We start from the raw sequence: 26,690 nt of genomic DNA, 5'->3' as shown, positions 1-26,690 counted from the left end.
CAACCCACGAGCGCACGTCCTGGCGACTACTTTGTCTCTACTGTGAAGCCTGCTTCCTCGATCACGCTGCCGCCAATCATCACGGACCGACGGCGCAACCTCTTTCGGGTTGCGGAAAATCTAGGGGATGGGGCGGCGCGCTGCAAGCGCCGCCCCCGCAGCCAAGGCCGCCAGAACGCCGAATAATGTGAGTGACGTGACGTAAGTCCCGCTCCAGTCGCGCAGCAGGCCGGACGCAAGCGGACCCGCGGCTTGCGCCAGCACCTGCAGCGACAGGGCGACGCCGCGGATTGCGCCGTAGCTCTCGCGGCCGAAATAGTCGGCCCACGCCATCGGCAGCAGCGTCGAAATGCCGCCGATGCCGAGTCCGAACAGGCCGGCAGACAGATAGGCCGATTCGGCCGAGCCGACCCAGATCAGGCCAAACGATCCGGCACTCAGCAGCAGCGCCGACAACAGCATGGGGTAGCGTATCGGCCAGCGGCGCGGCAGGAAGCCGACCCCGAAGCTCGCCACCGCCGACATGGCGGAGAAGAAGCTGATCACGGTGGCCGCGCTGATCGGCGACAGGCCATGCTCGATCAGGTGCGGCGCCTGGTGCAGGCTGACGCCCGCCTGCACCGGATAGACCAGCACCGTGTACAGCGACAGCAACCAGAAGGCCTGGGTGCGCATCGCCTGTTGGCGGGTGAAGCGCGGTTCCGGCGCGGCAGTGCGAGGGCTGTCGGCGGCGGCAACCAGCCGGTCCGGCACCAGGCCGATATCCTCCGGCCGGCGCACCACCAGCAGCCACACCGGCAGGAAGCCCACGACCAGGACCGTGGCGCCGATGGCGATCCAGCCGCCGCGCCAGCCCTCCTCGCGCATGGCGAGCTGGGCGATGATCGGCAGGACGACCAAGCCGGACATCTGGGCGAGCGTGGCGATCGAGGTGGCCCGCGCACGCCGGGCGACGAACCAATTGTTGAGCGCGCCGTAGAGGCCGAGATCGTACGGTCCGGCCCAGATCATGCGCGCAAAGCAGAACAGCAGGTAGAACATCAGCAGCGACTGGATGAGCGAGAGCGCCATGGTCGAGAGGCCGATGCCGAGCACGGCGAGGCAGAGCACCAGCCGGGCGCCGCGGCGGTCGAGCGCCGGGCCGATGACCGGCGAGATGATGGCCGCCAGCACGCCGCCCAATGACACCGCCCCGGCCATTTCGGTGCGCGACCAGCCGAACGCGTCGGTCATCGGCACGACGAACACCGACAATACGGCCACTGCCGGCCCCTGGCGCGCGAAGCCCGCCAAGCAGAGGCAACCGAGGACGACCCAGCCGTAGAAGAACGGGAGGCGGGGTACCAGCAGGCGCGGCAGAAGCGGCGGGTCGACGCGAGGGGTCACGGCGACAATCTCGACCGAGGCAGACGCCGCCTACAACAGGAAATGCCGGACCGCGGACGCGGTGGCCGTGCGAATGCAGCGCCTAGTGGTCCGGAAAATGAACGTGCTCGACAGGCCATCCTCGCCAAGGAGAGCTACGGACGGCAGATCGGCAAGCTCCTGGAAGCCTGCAGCCGATGACCGAGCCGCCAGCGGGTCGCCGGGCCGTTGCCTGCCCCATCGGCATGGCGTATCAGGAGCACGTCCGGCGGCTCCGCGCATCCTGGTGCACATGGAGTCGCCGGTGTCCTGAAAGTGCTGCAAGTTCAACAAGTTTGCCGGGTTAGCACAGCGGTAGTGCAGCGGTTTTGTAAACCGAAGGTCAGGGGTTCAAATCCCTTACCCGGCACCATCCTTCGTCGCGCCCTTGGACTACGTGGGCCGCGATGGGCAGCGACCCATAGGATCGTACCCTCTCCTTAGTTAAAGGCATTCCGACTCACACGCGTTCAATAGGTAGGTCCGCGACCCGCTGCGGCCCAAGACCCTTCGGCAGGAGGGGAATTGCCTCGCGCTGGCCGGTGCCTCGCCTGTCAGCCCGAGCGGGACGGCCTGCCTGCCAGCCGACGGTCGAGCAGCTCCAGGGCCAGCAGCACCTCTGCGAGCAGGCGCTGGAAGGCATAGAACCAACCGGCCGGACCATCGAGCAGCGCTCCCTTGGCGATCAGCACGTAGAGAAACACCAGCATCGGCGCCGGCCAGCCCATCAGCCTGATGCGATCGGCGCGCGACAGGCTCGCACGCGATGCCGACAGCAGGTGGGCAGCCTCGCGCGCGGCGTAGCCCAGCTGAGATCTCAGCCAGCGCGCCAGCGGCTTGCGGTCGTCGTGATAGATCGGCGCTTTCAGGTCGGTGACCGTACCGTCGCGCCGGAGGCGATGGCCGTGCCCCTCGTTCTCGTAACGCGCGCCGGCGACGCGGTACAGCACGGTCCGCGGCGGATAGAGCGAGCCACGCAACGGCCTGCCATGGATGCAATAGACGAAGCGCGCGCGGAACCCGGCCTGCCCCTCCGTGGGCCGCAGCGCGCACAGCTCGGCAACCAACGCGTCGCTGAGCTCATAGTCAGCATCCATCGACAGGACCCAGTCCGTCGTCACGGCCTCCAAGCCGAAATTGCACTGCCCGGCGAAGCTGTCGAAGGTGCGATGATGGACCTCGACGCCGGGAGTCCTGGCCAGAACCTCGAGAGTGCCGTCGGTGCTGCCGCTGTCGATCACCACGATGCGCCGCGCCCAGGCGAGTTTGGCGAGCGTGCGCTCGATGTTCTGGATTTCGTCGTAGGTGATCAGTAGCGGCGTGATGTCGTCGATGAGCGGCATGCGATGGGCTTCAGCGCGGCCTGGGTGCGGCCATCGCCTGCGTGCGATGCGTGGTCATCCAGCGCCATGCCGTTTCGATGACCCCGTCGAGAGCCGAGCGCGGGCTGCTCCACGCCAGGGATTGCCTGGCCAGCGAGGCGTCGGCCACCAGGAACGGCGGATCCCCGGGACGCCGGGCGGCAGCTTCTGCAACGATCGGCCGGCCGGTGACGACACGCGCACACGCGACGACCTCGTTGATGCTGGCGCCGTGACCGGTCCCGAGATTGTAGGCGGCGAGCTGGCCGGGGTGGCAGGCCGTGAGCGCGGCGACATGGGCCGAAGCGAGATCGCTCACGTGCACGTAGTCGCGCACGCAGGTGCCGTCCGGCGTGTCGTAGTCGGTACCGAAGATCGCGACCGACGGGCGCAGGCCGAGGGCCGTCTGCAGCACCAAGGGAATCAGATGGGGCTCCGGATCGTGCTCCTCGCCGAGCTGGCCGTCGGGATCGGCGCCCGCGGCGTTGAAATAGCGCAGCGCGATCGCCCCGACGCCATGGGCCGCGCAGGCGTCGCGCAGAATCTCCTCGGCCATGCGCTTGGAGCGCCCATAGGCATTGATCGGCTGCTGCTCCATGGTCTCGACGATCGGCATGCGCTGGGGCACGCCATAGGTGGCGCAGGTGCTGGAAAACACGATCGACCCGACATCGTGCGCCCGCATCGCCTCGAGCAGCGCGATCGTCCCACCGACATTGACGCGATAGTACTCGGTCGGCTCCTTCATCGAATCGCCGACATAGGCCAGCGCGGCGAAGTCGATCACCGCCTCCGGTCGATGCCGGCGCATCACGGCGCCAAGCCCGGCCGGATCATTCAGGTCGCCACGTTCGAGGGGGCCCCACTTGACGGCCCATTCGTGGCCGGTGTGCAGGTTGTCGTAGACGATCGGCAGGTGGCCGGCCTCGGCAAGCGCCTTGCACGTATGCGAGCCGATATAGCCCGCTCCGCCCGCAACCAAGACACGCACGATCCGATCCTCGCTTTCCTGTTCGGCACCCTGACGCCGCGGTGATGCTACATCAACCTGGCCGGCGCTGCCTCTGCCGCCTGTGATCTTCGCATAACGCTCTTCCGGGTCGCGGACGTCCGCTCGTCATTCACGAGCGGGCGACGGGCCGCACACGCTGCCGCTCTCCATCTGCGCCCGCACGATCGTCGAATTGACCGCCGTCGACCTCGCGTACCGTCCCGTTGACGGTGAACGAGATCATCGAGCGATCAGCGTATCGCCCAGCACGAGAACGTCCATCCTGGTGCGCAGGAAGCAATCGATCGCCTCCTCCGGCTTGCACACGACCGGCTCGTTCTCGTTGAAGCTGGTGTTGAGCACCATCGGGACGCCGGTAAGGCCGTTGAATGCCTCGATCAGGCGGGCGTAGCGCGGGTTGCCGGCCCAGGTCACGGTCTGCAGCCGGCCGGTGCCGTCGACATGAGTGACGGCCGGGATCTGCTTGCGCTTGTCCTCGCGGATGCGGAAGACCTGCATCATGAAAGGCACGTCGTCGTCGGTCTCGAACCATGCCGGCACCGCCTCGCGCAGGATCGAGGGCGCGAACGGCCGGAACGATTCGCGCCGCTTGATCTTGAGGTTGAGAATGTCCTTCATGTCGGCGCGCCGCGGATCGCCCAGGATCGAGCGGTTGCCGAGCGCGCGCGGTCCCCATTCCAGGCGGCCCTGGAACCAGCCGATCACCTTGCCTTCGGAGATCGCCTCGGCGGTGCGCCGGCACAAGGTCGCCTCGTCGGCGATGCGCTCGATGGTGCAGTTCGCCGAGTCGAAATCCGTGCGGCGCTCGGCTACCGCGGCCGCAATCTGGTCCGGCGTCGCCGATGGCCCCCAATAGGCGTGATCCATCACGAAGTGCCGCTTGGCACGGGCGCCTCCCACCTTGTGCCAGGTCGCGAAGGCCGCCCCGATCGCGCCGCCGGCGTCGCCACCGGCCGACTGGACATAGAGTCTCTTGAACGGCGAGCGCTCCAGCACCTTGCCGTTGGCCACCGAGTTGTAGGCGCAGCCGCCTGCCAGCACGAGCGAGTCGACGCCGTAGCGCCGATGGACCGCCTCCAGGAGATTGAAGAAGGCGTTCTCGTAGGTCACCTGGGCCGAGCGGGCGATGTCGCGATGGCGGTCCTCGAGCGGCGCCGCCGGGTCGCGCGCCGGCCCGAGCAGGGCGACCAGCCCGTCGCTCCACAGCCTCCCGCCTGACGGGATGCCGTCCTTCACCTGGTAGTTCGCGCCCTCCCCCGAAGCATGCCGGAAGTAGCGCAGATCGAGGGCGAAGGTGCCGTCCGCCTCGAGGCGTACGATCTGCTTCATGGCCTCGACGTGGCGCGGCTCGCCGTAGGGCGCGAGACCCATCACTTTGTACTCGTCGCCATAGTGCGGAAAGCCGATGAACTGGGTCATCGCCTCGTAGAACACGCCAAGCGAATGCGGGAAATAGACACGGCCATCGACCGAGAGCGAGCCCCCCTCGCCCAGCCCCCAAGCGGCCGAGGAGAAGTCGCCGAAGCCGTCGACCGACACCGCCACGGCCTTGCCGTAGGGCGACACCAGAAAGGCCGACGCAAGATGGCAAAGATGGTGCTCGACGGCGTGGACGGTGCCGCGGAACGATTCGCCGGGCAGGCTGCGGGCAAGATTGCCGGCCACGTCGGCGCGCTCGCCGCGCTGGCGCAGGCGGCTCAGGACGTAGGACGGGCTGACGCCCGATGTCAGGACATAAGCGAGCTTGCGCCAGCGGTTGGCCCGGTCGTCGCTGTTTACGGCGACGTGGTCGACTTCGGCGAGGTCGATGCCGGCCTCGGCCAGGCAGTACCTGACGGCCTCGCTCGGGAAACCGCCCCAATGCTTGATCCGCCGGAAGCGCTCCTCCTCGACGGCGGCCACCAAGGCGCCATCCTTGACCAGACAGGCGGCAGCATCGGCATGAAAGGCGTTGAGCCCGAGAACGTAGGTCATCCGCCCGATCCGGTCTGGATGACGAAAGCAGCAACGGCCGGCACGACGCCTCGACAGGGAAGAGTTTCGCGAGTGCTATAGGAGATCCCTGGAAGCGGCCATCGATTTCTGACATGGGGCGCGCGCTGAGCGCATGACCCGTCGTCCACGCCGACGGACCGACTTGACGGCAAAGCCTGGGGCGCGCAAACGAGCAGCCCGGCGAGCCCAACCCCGGAGCGCTGCGGCCGGCCTGCCGAGCCCGCCCCGGCCAATCTGGCAAGTCTTTGAAATATTTGATAAATGCCCTCTCTTGGTGTGAAAGGCCTATCCATGTCGAAGAATGATCTTGTGGTCGTCACCGGCGCCGGTGGCTTCATCGGCGGCCATTTGGTGCGTGTTCTGCAGCAACGCGGCCACACCAAAATCCGTGCTGTCGACGTAAAGCCGCTCGACGAGTGGTACCAGAAGACTCCCGGCGTCGAGAACCAGGTCGGCGATCTCGCCCAGCTCGAACCCTGCCGTGCCGCCGCCAAGGGCGCCCGCATGATCTACAACCTCGCCGCCGACATGGGCGGCATGGGCTTCATCGAGACCCACAAGGCCGAGTGCATGCTGTCGGTGCTGGTCAGCACCCACATGCTGGTGGCCGCCAAGGAGGCCGGCACCGAGCGCTTCTTCTATTCGTCGTCGGCCTGTGTCTACAACGGCGACAAGCAGACCCGCACCGACGTCACCGCGCTCAAGGAGGAGGACGCCTATCCCGCCATGCCGGAGGACGGCTACGGCTGGGAGAAGCTGTTCAGCGAGCGCATGGCGCGCCACTATCGCGAGGATTACGGTATCGCCACCCGCGTTGCCCGCTACCACAACGTCTATGGCCCGGAAGGCACCTACGACGGCGGTCGCGAGAAGGCGCCGGCCGCGATCTGCCGCAAGGTCATCGCCGCCAAACTCTCCGGCAAGCACGAGATCGAGATCTGGGGCGACGGCGAGCAGACCCGCTCCTTCATGTATATCGACGACTGCACCGACGGCACGATCCGCCTGGCCGCGAGCGACATCATCGAGCCGCTGAACATCGGCAGCGACGAGCTGGTGAGCATCAACCGCCTGGTCGATATCGTCGAGAAGATCGCCGGCGTGAAGCTGAAGCGCAGCTACAAGCTCGACGCGCCGAAGGGCGTGCGCGGCCGCAACAGCGACAACACCCTGATCAAGCAGCTGATGAACTGGGCCCCCTCCATCCGCCTCGAGGACGGCATGGAGAAGACCTACAAGTGGATCCACGACGAGATGACCTCGGGCCGCGCCTCGGTGGTCAACGCCCTGCCGAAAGCAGTGGCGGCGCAGTAGTGCTCTTCACCTCCCCAGCTTCGCTGGGAGGTGTCGCGTCATACGCGACGGAGGGGTCATGAGAGAGGGGTGAACCTGAGGCTCATGACCCCTCCGTCGCCGAAGACGGCGACACCTCCCCAAGCTTCGCTTGGGGAGGAGGTATGACTTACCGCCCGACTCGACTGACCTGGCTGTTGCTGCGCAGCAGGCCGTCGAAATACTCGATCGTCTTGGTGAGCCCCTGATCGAGCGGGACCTTGGGCTCCCACTTCAGCTTGTCGCGCGCCAGAGAAATGTCGGGGCAGCGCTGCAGCGGGTCGTCGACCGGCAGCGGGCGCGCCTGGACGATCTTCGACTTGCCTCCGACGATCTGGATGACCTTCTCTGCCAGATGCTTGATAGGCATCTCGACCGGATTGCCGAGATTGACCGGGCCGGTGAAATCGTCCGGTGTGTGATCCATCAGACGCAGCCACCCGGCGATCAGGTCGTCGACGTAGCAGAAGGCGCGGGTCTGCATGCCGTCGCCGTAGATCGTGATGTCCTCGCCCCGGAGCGCCTGGACGATGAAATTCGACACCACGCGACCGTCGTTGGGATGCATGCGCGGCCCATAGGTGTTGAAGATGCGCGCGACCTTGATGCGCAGCTTGTGCTGACGCCAGTAGTCGAAGAACAGCGTCTCGGCGCAACGCTTGCCTTCGTCGTAGCAGGCGCGCGGCCCCAACGGATTGACGTTGCCGCGATAACTCTCGACCTGAGGATGCACGGTGGGATCGCCGTAGACCTCGCTGGTCGAGGCCTGGAAGATCTTGGCGCGCGTCCGCTTGGCCAGGCCCAGCATGTTGATCGCGCCGTGCACGCTGGTCTTGGTCGTCTGCACCGGATCATGCTGGTAGTGGATCGGCGAGGCCGGGCAAGCGAGGTTGTAGATCTCGTCGACCTCGACATAGAGCGGAAAGGTCACGTCGTGGCGCATCAACTCGAAGCGCGGGTTGCCCAGGCAAGGCGTGATGTTCTGCTTGCTGCCGGTGAAATAGTTGTCGACGCACAGCACGTCGTTGCCGTCCGCCAGCAGGCGTTCGCAGAGATGCGATCCCAGGAAGCCTGCGCCGCCGGTTACCAGAATTCTCTTGCTCATATCCTCATCGAATCCCTGTCGATATCGGTCCACCCTAGAGCGCTTTTCGACCGGATGGAATGTGCCGCGGGCGAACCGATTCTTGAAATCGCGGCAAAACAACCGCATATGCCGGCCCCTCGGGGAAGCGCGTTACACGAAGGACGAGGAACGGGGAACGAATGGGCATCGAGATCGCGGGTTTGGCCGACATCACCAGACGACATGCCGCCGAGCGTCCCGACGCCCCGGCCATCGTTCATGCGGGGCGCACGACGACCTATGCCGCTCTGGACCGCGCCGCCAGCCGGGTGGCCAACGGCTTGATCACGGAAGGGGTCCACCCACAGGTCCGCGTCGCCCATCTCGACAAGAGCAGCAACCTGTTCTTCGAGCTGTTTTTCGGCGCGGCGAAAGCCAACGCGGTCATGGTCTCGGTGAACTGGCGGCTCGCGCCGCCCGAGGTGCTCCATATCGTCAACGATGCCGAGGCCGAGCTGCTGTTCGTCGGCGAGGAATTCTTTCCCGTCATCGACAAGATCCGCGACCAGCTCAAGACCGTCCGCAAGATCGTGACCATGGGCAGCACTCATCCCGCCTGGGAGCCCTTCGAAGAGTGGCGCGACCGGCACGCGCCCACCGACCCCGCCCTTCCCGTCAGGCCGGACGATACGGCCGTCCAGTTCTACACCAGCGGCACCACCGGCTTGCCCAAGGGAGCGGAGCTCACCAACGCCAATTTCACCTGGATGCTGCCCTTGTGGACCGAGACCTGGCTGCTCGGGCCCGGGGTCCCCAATCTCATCTGCCTGCCCATGTTCCATATCGGCGGCGCCGGCTGGGGCATCGCCGGCTTGTTCAGCGGCGCGACCAATCACGTGGTTCGCGAGTTCGTGCCGGTCGAGATCCTGCGGATCATTGAGCACGAGCAGCTCCAGGTGATGCTGCTGGTGCCGGCGATGATCCTGTTCTTGGTCCAGGCACCGCAGATCCGCGAGACCAGGCTCGAGAGCCTGCGCTTGATCGTCTATGGCGCGGCGCCGATCCCCGCCGAGCTGCTGCGGCAAGCGCTGGAGATCTTTCCCTGCGGCTTCCAGCAGGTTTACGGGCTCACCGAGACGACCGGCGCCATCACGCTGCTGCCGCCGCACGATCACGATCCGGGCGACCTTCGCAAGCTGCTGTCGTGCGGTTACGCCCAGAAGGGCGTCGAGCTGCGCATCGTCGGCGAGGATGGCCGCGACCTGCCGGTGGGCGAGGTCGGCGAGATCGCCGTACGCTCGCCGCAGATCATGGGCGGCTACTGGCGCCTGCCCGAGGCGACGGAGCGCGCCATCCAGGGCGATTGGTTCTTCACCGGCGACGCCGGTTATCTCGACGACAAGGGCTATCTCTACATCTACGACCGCGTCAAGGACATGATCGTGTCAGGCGGCGAGAACATCTACCCGGCCGAGGTCGAGAGCGCGCTGTTCGGGCATCCGGACGTCGCCGACGTCGCCGTGATCGGCGTGCCTGACGAGCGCTGGGGTGAGGCGGTGAAGGCCATCGTGGTAAAGAAGCCGGATGCCGAGGTCACGGCGGCCGCGCTGATCGCCTGGGCACGCGAGCGCATCGCCGGCTACAAGCTGCCCAAGTCGGTCGATTTCGTCGACGCTCTGCCGCGCAATCCGACCGGCAAGATCCTGAAGCGCGAGCTGCGCAATCCGTACTGGGGCGACAGGCAGCGCCAGGTCCACTGACGCCGGTGAAGACGTCATGCGCCGGAAGCGCTCCACTAAGGGCCTGTGACGGAGTAAGTACTTCAGATTCCGATACTAGCAGGTGGCGCACGCGACAAAGACCTTGCTGAGGGCAGCCATCTCGCGAAATGAAGCACTTGCTTCGTTACAAACCCCAACCAGAAACAGACTCTTCCGCTGGGAGCGCGCCACCCCGATGGCGCTCGTCTTCTTCGCTCACCTCCCCCGATTGCGGGGGAGGGATTCGAGTTGCATCTACGCTCGCGACCTCTCAGACAAAGCGGATCAGCGACCGCGTCCGCCGCCGCCTCCCCAGCTCCGGTTGCCACCGGACGGCTGCATGGTCGGCGCGGGAGCCGGCGCACTGGCCTGGCGTATCCCCCAGCCGCCATTGTTGCCGGAAGACCGCTGCGGAGCCGGTGCGGGTGCGGGGTTGGTCGCCTGAGGCTGACGCTGCCAGCCGCCGCCCCAATTGCGCGACCCGCCTTGCGGCTGCGGGTTGCTCGCCTGCTGCGGCTGCTGTTGCCAGCCGCCCCAGTTGTGAGAGCCGCCCGGCTGGGTGCCGGTCGGCACCGTCCGGTCGTTGTGGCGGGCGTTGTAGATATCGCGGCTCTGCTGGTTCTGCATGTTGTTGATGCGATTGTGCTCGTACGGCGAGACGTTGCCGTCGGCACGGGCGTGGCCTTGGTAGCGATCGATCCGGTTCTGCTGATGCTGCAGGCGACTGGCCTCGCCGTAGGTCAGGGAACCGTCGCTTCGGCCGTTGTCGATGCGATGCTCGGCCCGCGCATCGCGGCGCTCGACGCGCGGCGGGCGATTGCCGTCCCAGCCATTGTGCTCGCCCCGCGTCCATCCTTCATGCCCGCCATTGTTCCAACCGTCACGGCGCCAGTCATTGTGACCCCAGCCATCGCGGCGCCCGTCGTTGCGGTCCCAGCCGCTGTGCCGCCAGCCGTCGCGGTCGCCCCATCCCCGGCCATCGGCGCGCTGATTGTCCTGCGTCTGGCGATAGATCTCGCGCCCCTGGCGATCGAGCATGTTGTCGAGTCGCTGGCGCTCGTGCTGCGTCACGATGCCGTCGGCGCGCGCCCGCCGCTCGTAGTTCTCGATGCGATCCTGGCTCTGGTCGAGGCGGTAGTACTCGCCGCGCGTCAGCGAGCCGTTGCGCCTTCCCTGATCAATGCGCTCCTGCTGATTGGCCTCGCGCTGGTCTATGGACCACATCGACTGGGCGGAGGCGCTGCCTGCCGCGAGCAGGCCCGCCGACAGAACCGCATAAGGAAGATGGCGGAGTATGGACATTGTTCCCTCGTTCGGATTCGACGGCGGATGCACCGTCTTGTGAAACGCTACGCCTATGCATCGACAAACATCCCTCGATATTTCATCGTGCTGCGGCTAGAACCGAACGTCCGGTAAACGACACACCAACGCCACACCAATGTCCGAATTGCCAGAAAACCTGACACCCGTTCGTCCCGCCCACGTGCTCGACGAGGAGCGGCTCGCCGGTTACATGAAAGCCCATGTCGACGGCTTTCACGGCACCATTCGAGTCCTCCAGTTCGAGGGAGGGCAAAGCAATCCGACCTTTCACGTGACCGATGGCGCAGGCCGCATGTACGTGCTGCGAAAGAAGCCGCCTGGCAAGCTGCTGCCGTCGGCCCATCAAGTCGATCGCGAGTATCGGGTCATCAAAGCCCTCGCCGATCATACTAATGTACCGGTGCCCAAGCCGTACGCGCTCTGCCGTGACCAATCGGTGATCGGCACCGACTTCTACCTCATGGAGTTTCTGCCCGGTCGCATTCTCGGCGATCCGAAAATGCCGGGGATATCTCCAACCGATCGCGGCAAGATATTCGATTCCCTGAACGACGTGCTCGCCCGTATCCACAACGTCGATTATCGTGCCGTCGGCCTCGGCGATTTCGGGCGCGAAGGCCAATATATCGAGCGACAGATAAATCGCTGGTCGAGCCAGTACGACCTTTCACGGACCGAGCATATCGAGTCGATGGAAGCCCTGAAGGTCTGGCTGCCCGCCAATATTCCGCCGGGCGACGAGACGCGCATCAACCACGGCGACTATCGCCTCGGCAATACCATCGTGCACCCGACCGAGCCGCGCATCATCGCCGTGCTCGACTGGGAGCTCAGCACGCTCGGTCATCCGCTGGCCGACCTCGGCTACAATTGCATGATGTACCATTTCGGCGAGGGCTTCGGCGCCTCCGGCGGATACGCCGGTATGGACCTGAAGGAATTCGGCATTCCGACCGAGGAGGAATATCTCGCCGCGTACGCACGCCGGACCGGACGGGCCAAGGTACCGTCATGGAGCTTCTATCTCGCCTTCTCGCTTTTCCGACTCGCCGCCATCGTACAGGGCGTCTACAAGCGCGGCCTCGACGGAAACGCATCCTCGGAGACCGCCACCAAGTACGGCAACCGGGCCCGCGCCATGGCCGACCTCGCGTGGTCGATGGTCGGAAAGTAGCTCGCTCTTCACTCCTCCCCAGCCTTGCTGGGGAGCAGGATGAAGTCACTCGTCGGCCAGCGGCACGCCCGCGTCGTTGCTGCCGCGCGGGCAACCTTCGCTGTCGTTCACGGCATTGGCCGGATTGCGGTAGCGCTCGATGTCGTAGCTTGCCGAATCGCCGGGAGGTCGCGGCGGCGGCGTGCGCAACGTCCACGATACCAGGCGCTTCATGACGCTGCCCAGGGCTTGGTCGAACGCCTCGACCACCTTGGGCACCTTGTCGGCGCGCGCCCGCACGCAACGCTCGAACGAGCCGACTCCGATAATCTGGCGATCGGGCATGCGGACCAGCTTGGCGATGATACGGACCCGGACGATCGGCTGAGGGCCGTAATAGTACATCGCCTCGAAATTGCGCAGGTCGGGCTGCAGCACGTAGTTGGCGCGCAACTCGATCGATTCGCGCGCCACCGCCACGATCTTGCGGGTGGCCTCGAAGGAATCGACGATCCGGGTCTGCACCATCAGGGGCGCCCGGTCGGTCCACGCCACCTTGGCGTAGTAGTCGGTCGAGGTCGGCGTCATGGCGATCGCAATGCGGCCGGTGTTGAGGCTGGCGGCAGCGGCCGGAACCTCGACGGCGAGCTGCCAATAGACCGCCGGCAGGTCCGGATCGAAGGTGCTCTTGGGCGTTACCGTGTAGAGATCGGTCGGCTCGGTCGCGGCATCGATCAGCTGGCAGGCGACAAGCGAAACGGCGGCCATCGCTGCGACGGCCAGACGGAAGATCATTTCGGCGTGTATCCCTGCTTGCCGCTGAACACGAAGCCGGCCGGGTCGCGCTCGAGCCGGGTAGCGATGACGTTCAAGTTGGCAGTGAGTTGGCGCAGTTCGCGGATGGTAAGCGACAGCTCGGTCAGCCCGCTCTCGGAGAATTGCTTGATCGGCCCCTTGTTCTCGGCGACCAGCTTGCCGAGCTGGCCGGCGGCGGCGTCGATGCTGGCGAAGGCGGCCCGCGCCTCGGCCACCACCTTGCGGATCTCTCCCGGCGCCTTGCCCGCCAGCGCCTTCTTGGTGGCGTCGTCCTGCGGGCCGAGCTCGAGCGCGATCTGGCTGAGCGATTCGGTCAGTGAATTGACCTTGTCGAAGGTCTTGCGCAGCTCGGCAACTGTAACCGGCAGCTCCGACAGGGTCGTCTGGATGGCCGAATCCTGCTTGGCGATGCCCGCCGCCACCGTCGAGATGCTGTGCAGGGTCTCGGTAACCATCGCGATGTTGTCGGGGCTCAGCAGCTCGTTCAGCTTGTCGACCGTCGTGTTGGCCTTGGCGAGCAGCTCCTGGGCCGACGAGGTCGTGGCCTGCAGGAACGAGGCCCCTTCGCGGATTTCCGGATAGGGCTTCTCGCCCAGCCTCCTCTTGGGCTTGATCTGGTCGACATCCAGGCGGCCGACGATCTGGATGAAGGCCGCTCCGGCGATGAACGGCTTCTCGAACACCGCATATGAGCGCTCGCGGATATCGATGTTCCAGTCGACCGCGACAGTCACCTCGATCTTCTCGGCGGGGCGCTGCCGTCCGCTGCCGCGCTGGACATCGGTCCGCGACGTCAGCGCGATATTGGTGACCCGCCCGACCCGCAGGCCGCGATAGAAGACCGGCGAATCGTTGGTGAGACCCTGGACCTCACCGGAGAACAGGATGTCGTAGTATGCGTACGCCGTGCGATCGCCTGCCCGCAGCTTCCAGATGACGAAGCCCGCGATCGAGGCGATGAACAGGATCATGGCCGCGCCGACCAGCACATAGGGCGATTTTCTATCCATGAGACGCCGTCTCTACTCCTGCCGGGCCGCCGCGCGTCCGCGCGGCCCATGGAAATACTCCCGGACCCAAGGATGGTCGTAGGTCAACAATTCCTGCATCGTACCTACCACCACGCGCTTGTCGAGCAGGACGGCAATTCGATCGCAGATGGCATTCAGGCTGTCGAGATCGTGAGTGACCATCAGGACGGTCAAACCGAGGCTGCGGCTCAGACCCTTCACCAGCTCGTCGTAATGGGCTGCGCCAATTGGATCCAGGCCGGCCGTCGGCTCGTCAAGGAACAGCAGCTCCGGATCCAGGGCCAGCGCCCGCGCCAGGCTGGCGCGCTTGCGCATGCCGCCCGAGAGTTCCGACGGATGCTTGTCCGAGGCATCGGCCGGCAGGCCGACCAGGGCGATCTTGAGCGCCGCAATCTCGCGCATCAGCTCTTCGTCGAGGCCGGCATGCTCGCGGATCGGCACGATGATGTTCTCGGCGACGCTCAGAGACGAGAAGAGCGCGCCGTCCTGGAACTGCACGCCGGTTCGCGCCTGCATCCGGCGCAAGGCTTCGCCGTGCAAGGTGTGGGTGTCGACGCCCAGCATCTCGATCGTGCCCTGGCTTGCCTGGTTGAGGCCAATGATGGTGCGCAGCAGAACCGATTTGCCGGTCCCCGATCCGCCGACGAGGCCGACAATCTCGCCACGAAATACGTCGAAATCGAGATGATCGTGGATGATCTTCGGGCCGAACTGCGTGCGCACACCGCGCAGGCGCAGCACGACGTCACGGCCGCCGCGATGGTCCATGATCTGGCCGCCTTCGGCGGCCAGCGGTCTTTCCACGTGGGTGACCGCCTCCGGCATCACACGTTGGCCAGCAGGAAAATGATCGAGAAGATGGCATCGAGCACGATCACCGAGAAGATCGCCTCGACCACCGACTTGGTCGTGAGCTGGCCGACGCTCTCGGCGCTGCCATGCACTTGCAGCCCCTCGAAGCAGCCGATGATGGCGATCACCGCCCCGAATACCGGCGCCTTGATCATGCCGATGTAGAAGTGCCAGGGACCGACCATATCCCGCAGCCTGTCGTAGAACTGCACGAAGGTGAAATCGAGATAGACCGTGCAGGCGACCGCCCCACCCAGCACGCCCGTCATGTCGCCCCAGAAGGTCAGCAGCGGCATCGAGATCACCAGGGCGGTGATGCGGGGCAGCACCAGCCATTCGATCGGGTTGAGCCCGATCGTGCGCATGGCGTCGACCTCCTGGTTGACCTGCATGGTGCCGATCTGGGCCGTGAAGGCGCTGCCGGAGCGGCCTGCGACAATGATCGCCGTCAGGAGCACGCCGAGCTCGCGGAACATGCCGATACCGACCGCCTCCACGGTGAAGGTTTCGGCGCCGAACTGGCGCAGCTGCTGGACGCCCTGATAGGCGATCACGACGCCGATCAGGAAGGTCAGCACGCCCACGATCACCAGGGCGCGGACCCAGACCTCGTACATCTGGCGGACCACCGCGCTCGCCCGGAAGCGGCGCGGCTGCAGGCAGGCCTCGAGGAAAACCACCAGGATCTCGCCGAAGAAGGCGCACAGATTGACGAGCTGGTGGTAGATCTCGACAACATTGCGGCCGACTTCCTCGAGCCAGTGCGCGAACCAGTTGACGCGCCGCTCCGGCGCCGCGGCGCACATGTTCTTCTGCACCACCTCGAACAGGTCGGCGTGGGCCTTGTCGGCCGCCTCGACCTTGACGTGAGGGCCGTCGCCGGCGAGCTGCAGAATCTCGAGGGCGCCGGCCGTGTCGAGGCGCTGCACGGCGCTGGCATCGACCAGGGCGGCGGATCTGCCCGAGCCGGCAGATTTCAGGGCCTTCGCCGCCTTCTGCCGGAAGCCGCGCAGGCTGAACACGGTCCAGGCGCCGCCGACCTCGACCACGGATTGTCCGCCGCGCATCGTGAAGCGGATGGTGGGTTCGGCATCGGCCATCGCGGGATTTGTCGTCACGCCGGCAGGCACTGTCAATCTCCCAACGTTGCCTCACCCGACGGGCGCTGGCACGATCGATGCCGGAGGAAACGATGGGCAAATGGCCGATCCTGGACGACGTCGAGATGGACGACCGTCCGGTCGACGACAAGACCTACGATGACGAGCTGGCGGCGCTCCAGCACCGGCTGCTCGACCTGCAGACGATGCATCTGCGCACCGGCGGCCGTGTGATCATCGGCATCGACGGCTGGGATGCCGCCGGCAAGGGCGGAATGATCGAGCGGCTGGTCGCCGGGCTGGAGCCCAAATCGACGCACGTCTGGCGCATCGGGGCGCCGACGCCGGAGGAGCAGGGCCGGCACTATCTCTGGCGATTCTGGAACCGCCTGCCGGCGCCCGGCAACTGGGCGATCTTCGATCGTACCTGGTACGGCCGGGTCCTGGTCGAGCGCATCGAAGGGCTGTGCAACGACGAAGCGTGGGAGCGCGGCTATCGCGAGATCAACGAGTTCGAGCGGACGCTGGCCGACGACGGCGTGCACATCGTCAAGCTGCTGGTCCATGTCAGTGCCGAGGAACAGAAGCGCCGCATGATCGATCGGCTGAATGATCCGCACAAGCACTACAAGATCGGCCTCGAAGACTTCCGCAACATCGCCCGGCGCAAGGATTATCTCGAGGCCTACAGCGACATGCTGAACCGCACCGACACCGACCACGCGCCGTGGCACGTCATCGCCTCCGACAACAAGCAGCGGGCGCGCCTGTCGGGCCTGGAGATTGTCGCCAGGCACGTCGGAAAAGGCGTCGACGCGGAGCCGCTGCCGCTCAACCAGCAGATCGTCTCCGCGGCGCGCAAGCTGTGGGGCTGGGAGCCCGGCGAATCGAGGAACGACAAGAGCAACATGAAGCACAAGAAGCACGGCCACAAGAAGTGAGCCGTTCGAAGGTGTTCGCCGGCTGGTGGGTGGTCGCCGGCGCCTTCCTGTGCATGCTGACGGGCTACGCCGTCGCCTACTCTTTCGCCGCCTTCTTCGGTGTCCTGGAAAGCGAGTTCGGCGCCCGCCGCGGAGAGACCGCGCTGGTGTTCTCGATCGCGGCCTTTCTCTACTTCCAGTTCGGGCTGCCAGCCGGCCTGATCGCCGACCATACCGGGCCGCGTCCCATGGTGATCGGCGGCCTGATTCTGGTCGCCGCCGGCCTCGTCGTCGCGGCGCGCGCGAGCAGCCTGTGGCAGATCTATGTCGGCTATGGGCTCGGCGTCGGCGTCGGCGTCGGCTTCTCCTACGTGCCGAGCATCGCCGCGGTCCAGCGCTGGTTCGTGCGCCGGCGCGGCGCGGCGAGTGGCCTTGCCGTGGCCGGCATCGGCGTCGGCACGCTGGTGGGGGCGCCGCTCGCGCACGAGCTGATCGCCATTATCGGCTGGCGCCAGGCCTACCTCGTCCTGGCCGGCCTGACGGTCGTCGGCGCGATCGTGGCCGGCGCTCTGGTGCGGCCCGGGCCGGAACGCTACGGCCTGTTTCCCGACGGCGATCCGCCGCGGCCCGGTGGTGGCAGCGCCGTGCCGACCGGCTATAGCCTCGGCGGCGCGGCGCGCACCGGCCCGTTCTGGGTAATCTATGTCGGCGCGTTCCTGATGTCGTTCGGCCTGTTCGTGCCGTTCGTCCATCTGGCGCCCTACGCCCGCGATATCGGGTTGGGCGAAGGCTTCGGCGTGCTGCTGATCGTGCTGCTGGGCCTGGGCAGCACCGTCGGCCGCTTCCTGTTCGCCAGCGTGACGGGCTGGATCGGCCGGCGCCGATCATTCGCCATGATGTATGTCGGCGCGGCCGTCATGCTGGTGGTGTGGTCGCTGTCGACCAGCGCGCCCGCCCTGGTGGTCTTCGCCCTGCTGTTCGGCGCCTTCTACGGCGGTTTCGTCGCCATCGCGCCGTCCCTCGCCGCGGACTATTTCGGCGCCGGGGCGCTCGGCTCGATCATCGGCGCACTCTACAGCGGCGTCGGCTTCGGCGCCCTGCTCGGCTCGCCGGCCGCCGGTTACGCCTTCGATTTCTTCGGCTCCTACACCGGCGCCATCCTGGTCGGCGCCGTGCTCTGCCTGGTCTCGTTCCTGATCACCCTGATGATGCCGGAACCGCGGGAGTGGCTCGCCCGCCATCAACAGCCGCGCTGACCCGGGGCCCGAGCCGGGCGGCGATCCACGGCAGCGCCGCGCGCATCGCCTCGTCGAAGCGCCACGGCGGATTGACCACCGCGAGGCCGCAGGCCGAGAGCCTGCCTGCCTCGCCGCTCCCGAGATCGAGGGTCAGACGCAACGGCTCCAGGTCCGCCAGCGCGCCGACAAAGGACTGCGCCGCCTCATCCTTGATCGGATACCACAGCGCATAGCAGCCGGTGGCAAAGCGGCGCATCGCGTGGCGCAAGGCACGCAGGAGTCGCTCGAACTCGTCCGGCGCCTCGAACGGCGGATCGATCAGCACTAGGCCGCGCCGTTCGACCGGCGGCATCAACGCCTTCAGGGCGTTGTAGCCGTCGGCCTGGCGCACCTCGACGGCGCGGTCGCCGGCAAACTCACGCTTGAGAGCCAGGGCGTCGACCGGATGCAACTCGCAGGCGACAAAACGATCACCCGGCCGCAGCGCTGCCCGCACCAGGCGCGGCGAGCCGGGATAGCGACGCAGCCCCTCGGCGGCCGGCCCGAACCTGCGATCGTAGGCCGCGACCGCCGCCAGGTAGCGCATCACAGCCGCCGGCATGCCGGCGCGCGGCGCCGCTGCGAGACGGCGGACGCCGCTCTCGGATTCACCGGTCCGCCGCGCCAGGTCGCCGGCCAGGTCGTAGCCGCCGGCACCGGCATGGGTGTCGAGCACGAACAGCTTCTTGTCCTTGGCCGTCAGCAGGCGCAGCAGCTCGCACAGCGCCACGTGCTTCAGGACATCGGCGAAGTTGCCGGCGTGGTAGCCATGGCGATAGTTCATGCCCTGCCTATAGCATCAGCGATGGATTTCGGGGCACGGTCTGTGCTTCAAGCCACGCGAAGGGGAATCGCCATGGCCACGTACGAATTGCATTCATCGCCGGAGACCTGCCACTGGGGCTACTTCGACAGCAAGTTGAAGCCGTCGCTGCGCATCAAATCGGGCGACATCGCCACCATCCATTGCGTGTCCGGGTCTGCCGAGATCCTGCCCGGCGAGCCCTTCAACGTGCTGCCCGAGCATCGCGAGGTGCTGTCGAAGCTCACGCCCCATCTCGGCCGGCACATCCTTACCGGCCCGGTCCATGTCGAGGGCGCCGAACGTGGCGACGTGCTTGCCGTCGAGGTGCTCGACATCAAGTTCCGCACGAACTGGGGCTGGAACGTCCAGCGCCCACACGCCGGCACCCTGCCCGAGGACTTCCCGTTCCATCGCCTGACCCATATCCCGATCGATTCCAACCGTGGCGTCTGCACCATGCCGTGGGGGCTGGAGATCGAGCTCAAGCCGTTCTTCGGCATCATGGGCGTGGCGCCGCCGCCGGAATGGGGCGCCTGCAGCTCGGTCGAGCCGCGCGCCTTCGGCGGCAACATCGACAACAAGCATTTTCAGGTCGGCACGACGGTCTACCTGCCGGTGTTCGCCGAGGGCGGCCTGTTCTCGACCGGCGACGGCCATGGCGTGCAGGGCGACGGCGAGGTCAACCTGACGGCGCTCGAGACGTCGCTCTCCGGCACCTTCCGCTTCACCGTGCGCAAGGACATGAAACTCGTCAATCCGCGCGCAGAGACGGCGACGCACTGGATCACGCATGGCTTCGACCAGGACCTCGACGACGCCGCCAAGGAAGCACTGCGCGACATGATCCGGCTGATCACCGCCAGGACCGGCCTGTCCGCCGCCGACGCCTACATGCTGTGCAGTTTGCAGGCCGACCTGCACGTCACCCAGACGGTCGACGGCAACAAGGGTATCCACTGCCTGATCGCCAAGAAGATCATCGGTGGATAGCGGCGTCAGAAACGAGCAATTCGAGACCAGGCGGCTGGCGATACCAGGCGGCTGATCAGAGAGTCGTGACGGTTTCTGCGAAGTTTCAAGGTCGAGAGCCAGCGAAGGTGGCGAGATGACGCCTATTGCTCCCGATCCTTTGGGACACGCCGCAGAAACTCCATGCGATGACGTCCGATATCTCTAGCACGCCGTTCGCCATCGCATGGCCGACACATCCCTTATCGAGTTGCCACCGCCTTCCATTCGGCGTCGTGAACTGCCAGGGACTTGCCGAGAGCCAGACGAGTCTGCAATCAGCATCAGGACGTCCTCTTCGAACCATCTTTGCCTTCCGGGATGATCCAGCTCGACGGCCAGGCGCGTCGCGCTTTCGAGCAACGGGCGTGTCGGCAGCAGCTCGAGGTCAGCGTTCTGCAGAAGCTTGGCGGCGAGCAGAGCTTCGTCCTTCACAAGCTCGCCGCGCCGCACCTTCTTCCATAGAATATTCGAGCACTCCGCAGCGAGAAGGTCGGGCGCGATGAGCCTCGCCTTATGGCGAAGGGACAACGCGTCTTCCGTTCCCTCTTCCTCGATTACCCACTTGACCACGATGCTGGCGTCTACGACGAACGATATCACCGCTCGTCCCGCCCCTCCCGCAGCAGAACCTCCGACGGCGTCTGCTTTCGCCGCCTGGTCAACTTTCGCAACTCGGCCGCGAGCGTTTCGAAGGAGGGTTCGTCTTCGCCGGCAAGGGCCTGACGCAGTATTTCCCTGTGCTCGGCTTCGGTCGAACGGCCGTGTCGGGCAGCGCGACGCTTCAGCTTGACGATGAGTTCGTCCTCGAGATTGCGGACATGCAGATTTCCGGCCATCTGATCACCCTGAGATCATTGATAGCAATGATCTCAGCGAGCGAAGTTCCGGTCAAGCCACCGCATCGGCCGGGGGACCCGTCCCTACGGCGCCGGCTCGACCTTGAGCTCAGTACCCCGGACCCCGGTGACGCGGACCCGGGTGCCAGCCGCCATGTCGGGGCCGCTGACCGCCCAGCTGCCGTCGCCCAGCTTTACACGGCCCTGCCCGCCCAAGATCGGGGAATCGAGCACGATCGTGCGTCCGACGAGCGCGTCGGCGCGGGCATTGATCGTCCGGTCGGCCGCCTTTCCATGGGCCAGGCGGCGCAGGAAGCGGCGCAGAGCAACGGCCGACGCGACGGACACGATCGCGAAAATCGTGAGCTGGAGCTCGAGAGGCAGGTCGGACAGAACCAGCACGGCAAGTCCGGATGCGATCGCACCGATCGCCAGGAACATGAAGACGACCCCGGGCAGCAGCATCTCGAACACGAGCAGCACCGCTGCGATCGCCCACCAGTGCCAGAAGATCACCTTGAAGGTCATGGCGCCCTTTCAGCCGCCAGAGGTAGGAACCGAACCGCGCGGCCGGTTCGTGTCGCCCAGGCCCCGCGCCTGCGCCTCCTTGGCGAGCTCGCCGATACCGGCGATCGAGGCCATGATGCCCGCGGCCTCGACCGGCAGGAAGAACACCTTGGAATTGCTGCTGGCGCCCATGCGCGACAGTGCCTCGACATACTTGGTGCCGAGGAAGTAGTTGGTCGCCTGCACGCCGTTGCCGGCGATCGCCTGGGCGACGACGGCGGTCGCCCTCGCCTCGGCCTCGGCCTGGCGCTCCCGCGCCTCGGCGTCACGGAATGCTGCCTCGCGCCGGCCTTCGGCGGTGAGGATCGCCGACCGCTTCTCGCCCTCAGCGCGCTGAATGCTCGATTCGCGTACGCCCTCGGCCTCGAGGATGGTGGCGCGCTTCTCCCGTTCGGCCTTCATCTGCCGGCCCATCGCGACCACGAGATCATCGGGCGGCGCAATATCCTTGAGCTCGATGCGCAACACCTTGACACCCCACGGGCCGGTCGCCTGATCGATGACGGCGAGCAACGTGTTGTTGATCTCGTTGCGCTTCGACAGGACCTCGTCAAGCGCCATGTTGCCCATGACGCTGCGGATGTTGGTCAGCGCCAGGTTGGTGATGGCAAGATGGAGATTCTGCACCTCGTAAGCCGCGCGCGCAGCATCGACCACCTGGTAGAAGGCGACGGCGTCGACCTGGACCGTGGCATTGTCCTTGGTGATAACCTTCTGTCCGGGGATGTCGAGGACGTTCTCCTGCATGTTCATCTTGCGGCCGACCGTATCGATGAACGGCACGATCAGGTGAAGGCCGGGCGCCAAGGTGCGGGTGTAGCGGCCGAACCGCTCGATGGTCCAGTTGGTGCCTTGCGCCACCGTCTTGACCCCGGCAAAGACCAGCACGAGCGCGACGACGACCAAGGCAAGCACGAAGATCAGAGCACCCGACATCAATGCGTCTCCCCCGGATTGGTAATCTTCCAAACCCTACCGCAACGCCGACTGGGAGGCCACGGGATGGAAGATCACTCTCCGCCCAGCTCGGCGTCGGGAGTGGACACGCCCTTCGCGTTCCTCCCCCGTCATCGGGGAGGATTGGAGAAGATGGCGCTCAATGAGACCGCGTGTCGGTGGCCAGCCAGCGATCGAGGAAGCCGTCGATCCAGCGGTCGAGCGGGGGGTCATAGAACGGGTGCATGGAGAGGTGCACGCCTCGTTGCTGGGCTCCCGGCCTGCGCATGCTCTCGCCCGGTTCGCTCGTCCATTGGTCCTTCATTTCCAAGGTGACCTCGGGATGGAACTGGAAGCCGAAGGCATTCGGCCCGCAGCGAAAGCCCTGGACGGGGTAGGTCTGGCTGGTCGCCAGCAGCTCGCAGCAGGCCGGAATCGACATGCCTTCGCGATGCCATTGGTAGACTTTCATCGGGCGACTGATCCATTCACGGCCAGCCTCGGTCGGCACGATCTCGGCATAGCCGACCTCAACCTTGCCCTCGGGATGCGGCGCCACACAACCGCCGACGGCGCGCGTCAGGAGCTGGGCGCCGAGGCACAGGCCGAGATACGGCACCCCCGCCTCGACCACCTTGGGGATCCAGTCCAGCTCGCACTTGATGCCAGCCAGACTGCCGCAGTCGTTGGCCGACATCGGCCCGCCGAAAATCACCACGCCCGCATAGTCCGACATGTCTTCGGGCAGCTCGCAGCCGAGATTCGGGCAGAGGCGGTGGAGACCGTAGCCGCGCTTCTCGAGGAGGGCGCCGACCCGTCCAGGCCGGGAGTGCTCCTGATGCACCACGATGGCTATCTGCTTCGCGCCAATCTTCTTGGGCTTTTCAGCCGGTACTGTCATGGATTTGCAAGATACGTGCGGGCTGTGGCATCGACAAGGTGAACCGGAATCGGAGGGACGAAATGGCGCGGCAACTCGACTTCTACTTCGACTGCTCCAGCCCGTGGACCTACCTCGCCTTCCACGCTGTGCAGCCGCTGGCCGCCGAGCTCGGCGCCGACATCGTCTGGAAGCCGATCCTGGTCGGCGGCGTGTTCAACACGGTGAACCGCACCGTCTACGACAGCCGCGCCAACCCCAATCCTCTGAAGCAGGCCTATATGCTGAAGGATCTCGCCGCGTGGGCCAGCCTGTACGGCCTGCGCATCGTCTTCCCGCCCGACGTGTTCCCCGTGAACAGCGTCAAGTGCATGCGCGGCGCCTTCGTGGCACTCGACGAGGGCAAGCTCGTGCCGTTCGCCACCGCGGCGTTCGAGGCGTATTGGGGCGACAATCGCAACATCGCGCGCGAGAACGTGCTGGCCGACATCGCAAGCCGCGCCGGCCTCGAACGGCAGCGCTTCTTTGCCGCCATTGAGACCGACGCCTGCAAGGCACGGCTGCGCGCCAACACCGACGAGCTCATGGCGCGCGGCGGCTTCGGCAGCCCGACCATGTTCGTCGGCTCGGCGATGTTCTTCGGCAACGACCGCCTGCCGCTGGTGCGCGCCGCGCTGGAAGCAGCCTGAACGCCAACGACGAGCGCGACGGCGTGGGGCGGGCCAGCATCTTCCGTACAGCGCCGCCGATCACCATCGATCCCGCCGGGATCGCCCTCGGTCTCGAGATGTTCGACCGGGCACCCGAGCGCGACACGCCGAAAGATCAAGGTTTTCCGCCTGCCGGAGGGGCGGGCACGGGATTTCGATTTGAATCAGGCCTTCAACTGTTGTACCGGCTTGCGGTCTCCGGCCATGCGTTGGGAGTGATATTGATGATCAGAACGATTTCGCGGGCGGCAATCGCGGTTGTCGGCGTGATGGCTGTGGGTGCCTGCACGCTGGGTCAGTCCTCGACCTCTTCCGCTCCCGCAAACAAGCCGCCGGCGGCCGACTATCAGATGGCCAACGCGGCCGCGCCGCCGGCATCTGCCACCCGCGGCATCTGCTACAGCACCGAAGACATCGCGATCTATCGCGCGCGCATGGTGCAGATGGAGTTGAACGTCGCCACCCTGCAGTGCCAGAATACCAACGGCACCCGCGCCTACGAGACGCAGTACCGCAACTTCCTCGCCAAGTTCCAGAGCGACCTCGCCGCCAATGGCCGCGCCATCAATCAGCTCGCCGGCCGCAAACGCTTGAATGTCGACCAGGTGGTAACCGAGTTTGCCAATCGCACGGCGCAGCGGGCGCCCACCGACAAGGAGTTTTGCGCGCGCGCCAAGCGAGCCTTCGACTGGGCGCTGTCCCAGCAGGTCACGACGCTCACGCAGGTGCCGCCGCCCTACGACCTCGGGCCCGACATGAACGTCTTCCCCTGCCCCACGCCCTGAGCAACGGACCCTGGTCAAATATCAAGTCGCCGATGCGAGCTCATCCGGCGCCGCCGTGGCGCAGCAGCTGGCCAGAGAAGGAATTGGTCGGCAGGTCATTGCGGATGGTGACCTCGCCGTTGACCAGCACGTGCTTGTAGCCGGTGGCGCGCTGGATGCGGCGCCATTCGCCGCCCGGCAAATCATGCGCGATTTCGTCGGGTAGCACGCGCAGCGCCTCGAAATCGTAGATCACGATGTCGGCCGGCGCGCCGGGCCTCAGCACGCCGCGACCGCGGAAGCCCGCGACCTCGGCCGGCAGGGCCGACAGCCGCCAGTGCACGTCCTCGAGGCTCAGCATCTTGTGCTCGCGCACGACCTTGCACAGTGTCTCGGTCGGATAACGGCCTGCCGTCAGGAACTTGGTGTGGGCGCCGCCGTCCGACACGCCGAACAGCACGTAGGGATCGTCGACCAGCTCCTTCAGGTAATCGATGCGGCCGTTGGGTGGTGCTGCAAAGAATTCCGTCTTGAGATCTTCCTCCACCGCCATGTCGAGCATGACGTCGACCGGATGCTTGCCCGTCTTCTCGCCGGCATGGGCCAGCGTGTAATCGAGCCACTTCTTGTTCTTGTCGAGCTTGGGCCCGACGATGGCGATCTGCGGCAGCGGGCCGGTCGCCGTGATCGGCAGTTTGTCGCGCAGCGCCGGACGGCGCGCCGGATCGGCGAGCTTGGCGAGACGCTCCTCCCGCGTGCCGGTCGTGGCGTCGCACCAGGGCTGGGAATCGTCGAACAGGTTCCAGTCCTCGAAGGTGAAGGTGAAGCCTGCGTCGGTGGTCAGTCCCTGCCCGACGACGCGGATGCCGCGTTCACGGCAGCTGCGCAGCCAGTCCAGCACGCGGCGATGGATGTGCGGCTTGTGATCGAACGCCTGCACCACGTTCATGATGACCGGCCGGCCGCTCAGTGTCGCCACCTCCTCGTAGAAGGCCTGGTCGCGCGCATTGTCGCCCGAGACCAGCAGCATCTGCATGAAGCCCGCATTGCGCTCGGCGAGCACGCGGGCGAGCTCGCGGCAGGTATCGTCGTGCATCACGTCGCTCGGCATCGCCGAGCCGTCATGATCGCGCTGCACGGCGGCCGGCCCGGTCGGCAGCATGCGCTGAGCCGACCAGCCGCAGGCGCCGGCATCCATGGCCTGGTGCAGCAGGTGCTTGATCTCGGCATGCTGCTCGGGCGTCGGCAGCTTGCCCGCCTTGGCCGCCTCGAAGCCCATCACCCAGATCAGGAGCGGCGAGATCGGCATGTAGGGCAGGATGTTCACCGCCTTGGGCGCCCGTTCGACGCTGTCGAGGAACTCGGGGAACGTCACCCAGTCCCACGGCATGCCGGCCTGCATGGACGCCATCGGGATCGCCTCGACCCGGGTCATGGTGAGCATGGCGCGGTCGCGCTCGGCCGGGCGCACCGGCGCGAAGCCAAAACCGCAATTGCCGATCACCACCGAGGTGATGCCATGCCAGCTCGACAGCGTGCAGTAGGGATCCCAGAACAACTGGGCGTCGTAGTGGGTGTGAAGGTCGATGAATCCCGGCGCCACGATCAGGCCGCCGGCATCGATCGTCTCATCGGCCTCGCCGGCGCCGATTTGGCCGATGCAGGCAATGCGCCCATCCTTGATGCCAATATCGCCGCGAAAGCGCGGCATGCGGCTGCCGTCGACGACCATGCCACCACGAATCACGCGATCGAACCGGGCCATGTTTCCTCCGT

Annotated in this window: 25 protein-coding genes and 1 tRNA gene; 9 read left to right on the top strand and 17 right to left on the bottom strand. The window is 66.1% G+C overall.

What is annotated here, in order from left to right:
- Window positions 1-120: 120 nt before the first annotated feature.
- A complete protein-coding gene (locus tag ACILR9_RS07665) occupies window positions 121-1,386 on the bottom strand; it encodes an MFS transporter (RefSeq protein ID WP_395709320.1) in 1,266 nt (421 codons plus the stop codon).
- Window positions 1,387-1,702: 316 nt separating this feature from the next.
- Between ACILR9_RS07665 and ACILR9_RS07660 the strand changes: the two genes are divergently transcribed.
- A tRNA-Thr gene (locus ACILR9_RS07660) sits at window positions 1,703-1,777 on the top strand.
- A 181-nt stretch (window positions 1,778-1,958) separates the two neighbouring features.
- On the opposite strand, the gene ACILR9_RS07655 is transcribed toward ACILR9_RS07660, so the two are convergent.
- From ACILR9_RS07655 to ACILR9_RS07645, 3 genes are all read right to left on the bottom strand, one after another.
- Window positions 1,959-2,747, bottom strand: a complete 789-nt coding sequence (locus tag ACILR9_RS07655) for a glycosyltransferase family 2 protein (protein ID WP_395709319.1) — start codon at window positions 2,745-2,747, stop codon at window positions 1,959-1,961.
- Between the two features lie 10 nt (window positions 2,748-2,757).
- Window positions 2,758-3,756, bottom strand: a complete 999-nt coding sequence (gene galE, locus ACILR9_RS07650; protein ID WP_395709318.1) for a UDP-glucose 4-epimerase GalE — start codon at window positions 3,754-3,756, stop codon at window positions 2,758-2,760.
- 240 nt (window positions 3,757-3,996) lie between these two features.
- Window positions 3,997-5,751, bottom strand: a complete 1,755-nt coding sequence (locus ACILR9_RS07645) for a carbamoyltransferase (RefSeq protein WP_395709317.1) — start codon at window positions 5,749-5,751, stop codon at window positions 3,997-3,999.
- Between the two features lie 312 nt (window positions 5,752-6,063).
- On the opposite strand from ACILR9_RS07645, the gene ACILR9_RS07640 reads away from it, so the two are divergent.
- Window positions 6,064-7,086: an NAD-dependent epimerase/dehydratase family protein gene (locus tag ACILR9_RS07640; RefSeq protein ID WP_395709316.1), complete on the top strand. Its 1,023-nt coding sequence runs from the start codon at window positions 6,064-6,066 to the stop codon at window positions 7,084-7,086.
- Between the two features lie 148 nt (window positions 7,087-7,234).
- Here the strand turns inward: ACILR9_RS07640 and ACILR9_RS07635 are convergent, their stop codons facing one another.
- Complete coding sequence (locus tag ACILR9_RS07635) at window positions 7,235-8,209, bottom strand: UDP-glucuronic acid decarboxylase family protein (RefSeq protein WP_395709315.1); 975 nt, start codon at window positions 8,207-8,209, stop codon at window positions 7,235-7,237.
- A gap of 161 nt (window positions 8,210-8,370) precedes the next feature.
- Here ACILR9_RS07635 and ACILR9_RS07630 point away from each other — a divergent pair, with 161 nt between their 5' ends.
- The gene (locus tag ACILR9_RS07630; RefSeq protein ID WP_395709314.1) at window positions 8,371-9,930 is read left to right on the top strand and encodes a fatty acid--CoA ligase; all 1,560 of its coding nucleotides are present in this window, start codon (window positions 8,371-8,373) and stop codon (window positions 9,928-9,930) included.
- 285 nt (window positions 9,931-10,215) lie between these two features.
- Here the strand turns inward: ACILR9_RS07630 and ACILR9_RS07625 are convergent, their stop codons facing one another.
- Window positions 10,216-11,232 carry a hypothetical protein gene (locus tag ACILR9_RS07625; protein WP_395709313.1) on the bottom strand — a complete coding sequence of 339 codons (1,017 nt, stop codon included), beginning with the start codon at window positions 11,230-11,232 and terminating at the stop codon, window positions 10,216-10,218.
- A 139-nt stretch (window positions 11,233-11,371) separates the two neighbouring features.
- On the opposite strand from ACILR9_RS07625, the gene ACILR9_RS07620 reads away from it, so the two are divergent.
- Window positions 11,372-12,430, top strand: a complete 1,059-nt coding sequence (locus tag ACILR9_RS07620) for a phosphotransferase (protein WP_395709312.1) — start codon at window positions 11,372-11,374, stop codon at window positions 12,428-12,430.
- 45 nt (window positions 12,431-12,475) lie between these two features.
- Here ACILR9_RS07620 and ACILR9_RS07615 read toward each other — a convergent pair whose 3' ends face one another.
- From ACILR9_RS07615 to ACILR9_RS07600, 4 genes are read right to left on the bottom strand one after another with little or no spacing between them, the layout of a single operon-like run.
- The gene (locus ACILR9_RS07615) at window positions 12,476-13,204 is read right to left on the bottom strand and encodes an ABC-type transport auxiliary lipoprotein family protein (RefSeq protein WP_395709311.1); all 729 of its coding nucleotides are present in this window, start codon (window positions 13,202-13,204) and stop codon (window positions 12,476-12,478) included.
- Window positions 13,201-14,235: an MlaD family protein gene (locus tag ACILR9_RS07610; protein ID WP_395709310.1), complete on the bottom strand. Its 1,035-nt coding sequence runs from the start codon at window positions 14,233-14,235 to the stop codon at window positions 13,201-13,203. The genes ACILR9_RS07615 and ACILR9_RS07610 overlap by 4 nt, the downstream gene beginning before the upstream one ends.
- A 12-nt stretch (window positions 14,236-14,247) precedes the next feature.
- Window positions 14,248-15,024, bottom strand: a complete 777-nt coding sequence (locus ACILR9_RS07605) for an ABC transporter ATP-binding protein (RefSeq protein WP_395709493.1) — start codon at window positions 15,022-15,024, stop codon at window positions 14,248-14,250.
- A 56-nt stretch (window positions 15,025-15,080) separates the two neighbouring features.
- On the bottom strand, window positions 15,081-16,238 hold the full coding sequence (locus ACILR9_RS07600; RefSeq protein ID WP_395709309.1) for an MlaE family ABC transporter permease: 1,158 nt from the start codon (window positions 16,236-16,238) through the stop codon (window positions 15,081-15,083).
- Window positions 16,239-16,300: 62 nt separating this feature from the next.
- Between ACILR9_RS07600 and ACILR9_RS07595 the strand changes: the two genes are divergently transcribed.
- Window positions 16,301-17,149: a polyphosphate kinase 2 family protein gene (locus ACILR9_RS07595; protein WP_395709308.1), complete on the top strand. Its 849-nt coding sequence runs from the start codon at window positions 16,301-16,303 to the stop codon at window positions 17,147-17,149.
- Window positions 17,146-18,384, top strand: a complete 1,239-nt coding sequence (locus ACILR9_RS07590) for an MFS transporter (protein ID WP_395709307.1) — start codon at window positions 17,146-17,148, stop codon at window positions 18,382-18,384. Before ACILR9_RS07595 ends, ACILR9_RS07590 begins: the two co-directional genes overlap by 4 nt.
- Here ACILR9_RS07590 and ACILR9_RS07585 read toward each other — a convergent pair.
- Window positions 18,326-19,189 carry a 23S rRNA (adenine(2030)-N(6))-methyltransferase RlmJ gene (locus ACILR9_RS07585; RefSeq protein WP_395709306.1) on the bottom strand — a complete coding sequence of 288 codons (864 nt, stop codon included), beginning with the start codon at window positions 19,187-19,189 and terminating at the stop codon, window positions 18,326-18,328. The genes ACILR9_RS07590 and ACILR9_RS07585 overlap by 59 nt on opposite strands.
- Window positions 19,190-19,261: 72 nt before the next feature.
- Between ACILR9_RS07585 and ACILR9_RS07580 the strand changes: the two genes are divergently transcribed.
- Complete coding sequence (locus tag ACILR9_RS07580; RefSeq protein WP_395709305.1) at window positions 19,262-20,200, top strand: acetamidase/formamidase family protein; 939 nt, start codon at window positions 19,262-19,264, stop codon at window positions 20,198-20,200.
- 183 nt (window positions 20,201-20,383) lie between these two features.
- Here the strand turns inward: ACILR9_RS07580 and ACILR9_RS07575 are convergent, their stop codons facing one another.
- The 5 genes from ACILR9_RS07575 to ACILR9_RS07555 form a co-directional block, all read right to left on the bottom strand.
- Complete coding sequence (locus ACILR9_RS07575) at window positions 20,384-20,821, bottom strand: type II toxin-antitoxin system VapC family toxin (RefSeq protein ID WP_395709304.1); 438 nt, start codon at window positions 20,819-20,821, stop codon at window positions 20,384-20,386.
- Window positions 20,818-21,057, bottom strand: coding sequence for a FitA-like ribbon-helix-helix domain-containing protein (locus tag ACILR9_RS07570; protein ID WP_395709303.1), 240 nt, complete (start codon window positions 21,055-21,057; stop codon window positions 20,818-20,820). The genes ACILR9_RS07575 and ACILR9_RS07570 overlap by 4 nt, the downstream gene beginning before the upstream one ends.
- An 84-nt stretch (window positions 21,058-21,141) precedes the next feature.
- Entirely contained in the window at window positions 21,142-21,585 is a 444-nt protein-coding gene (locus tag ACILR9_RS07565) for an NfeD family protein (RefSeq protein WP_395709302.1), read from the bottom strand.
- Between the two features lie 9 nt (window positions 21,586-21,594).
- Window positions 21,595-22,560: an SPFH domain-containing protein gene (locus ACILR9_RS07560; RefSeq protein WP_395709301.1), complete on the bottom strand. Its 966-nt coding sequence runs from the start codon at window positions 22,558-22,560 to the stop codon at window positions 21,595-21,597.
- A gap of 160 nt (window positions 22,561-22,720) precedes the next feature.
- A complete protein-coding gene (locus ACILR9_RS07555; protein ID WP_395709300.1) occupies window positions 22,721-23,461 on the bottom strand; it encodes a glutamine amidotransferase-related protein in 741 nt (246 codons plus the stop codon).
- A gap of 62 nt (window positions 23,462-23,523) precedes the next feature.
- Between ACILR9_RS07555 and ACILR9_RS07550 the strand changes: the two genes are divergently transcribed.
- Complete coding sequence (locus tag ACILR9_RS07550; protein WP_395709299.1) at window positions 23,524-24,129, top strand: 2-hydroxychromene-2-carboxylate isomerase; 606 nt, start codon at window positions 23,524-23,526, stop codon at window positions 24,127-24,129.
- A gap of 23 nt (window positions 24,130-24,152) precedes the next feature.
- Window positions 24,153-24,935: a hypothetical protein gene (locus ACILR9_RS07545; protein WP_395709298.1), complete on the top strand. Its 783-nt coding sequence runs from the start codon at window positions 24,153-24,155 to the stop codon at window positions 24,933-24,935.
- A gap of 40 nt (window positions 24,936-24,975) precedes the next feature.
- On the opposite strand, the gene ACILR9_RS07540 is transcribed toward ACILR9_RS07545, so the two are convergent.
- Window positions 24,976-26,679 (bottom strand): amidohydrolase family protein, encoded by a 1,704-nt coding sequence (locus ACILR9_RS07540; protein WP_395709297.1) that lies wholly within the window; start codon window positions 26,677-26,679, stop codon window positions 24,976-24,978.
- Window positions 26,680-26,690: the final 11 nt, after the last annotated feature.

The organism is Reyranella sp., assembly GCF_044224635.1.
In the GTDB taxonomy this organism is placed as follows: domain Bacteria; phylum Pseudomonadota; class Alphaproteobacteria; order Reyranellales; family Reyranellaceae; genus Reyranella.
Note: the sequence above shows the minus strand (reverse complement) of the source record. Positions and strands in the feature narration are given on the sequence as shown.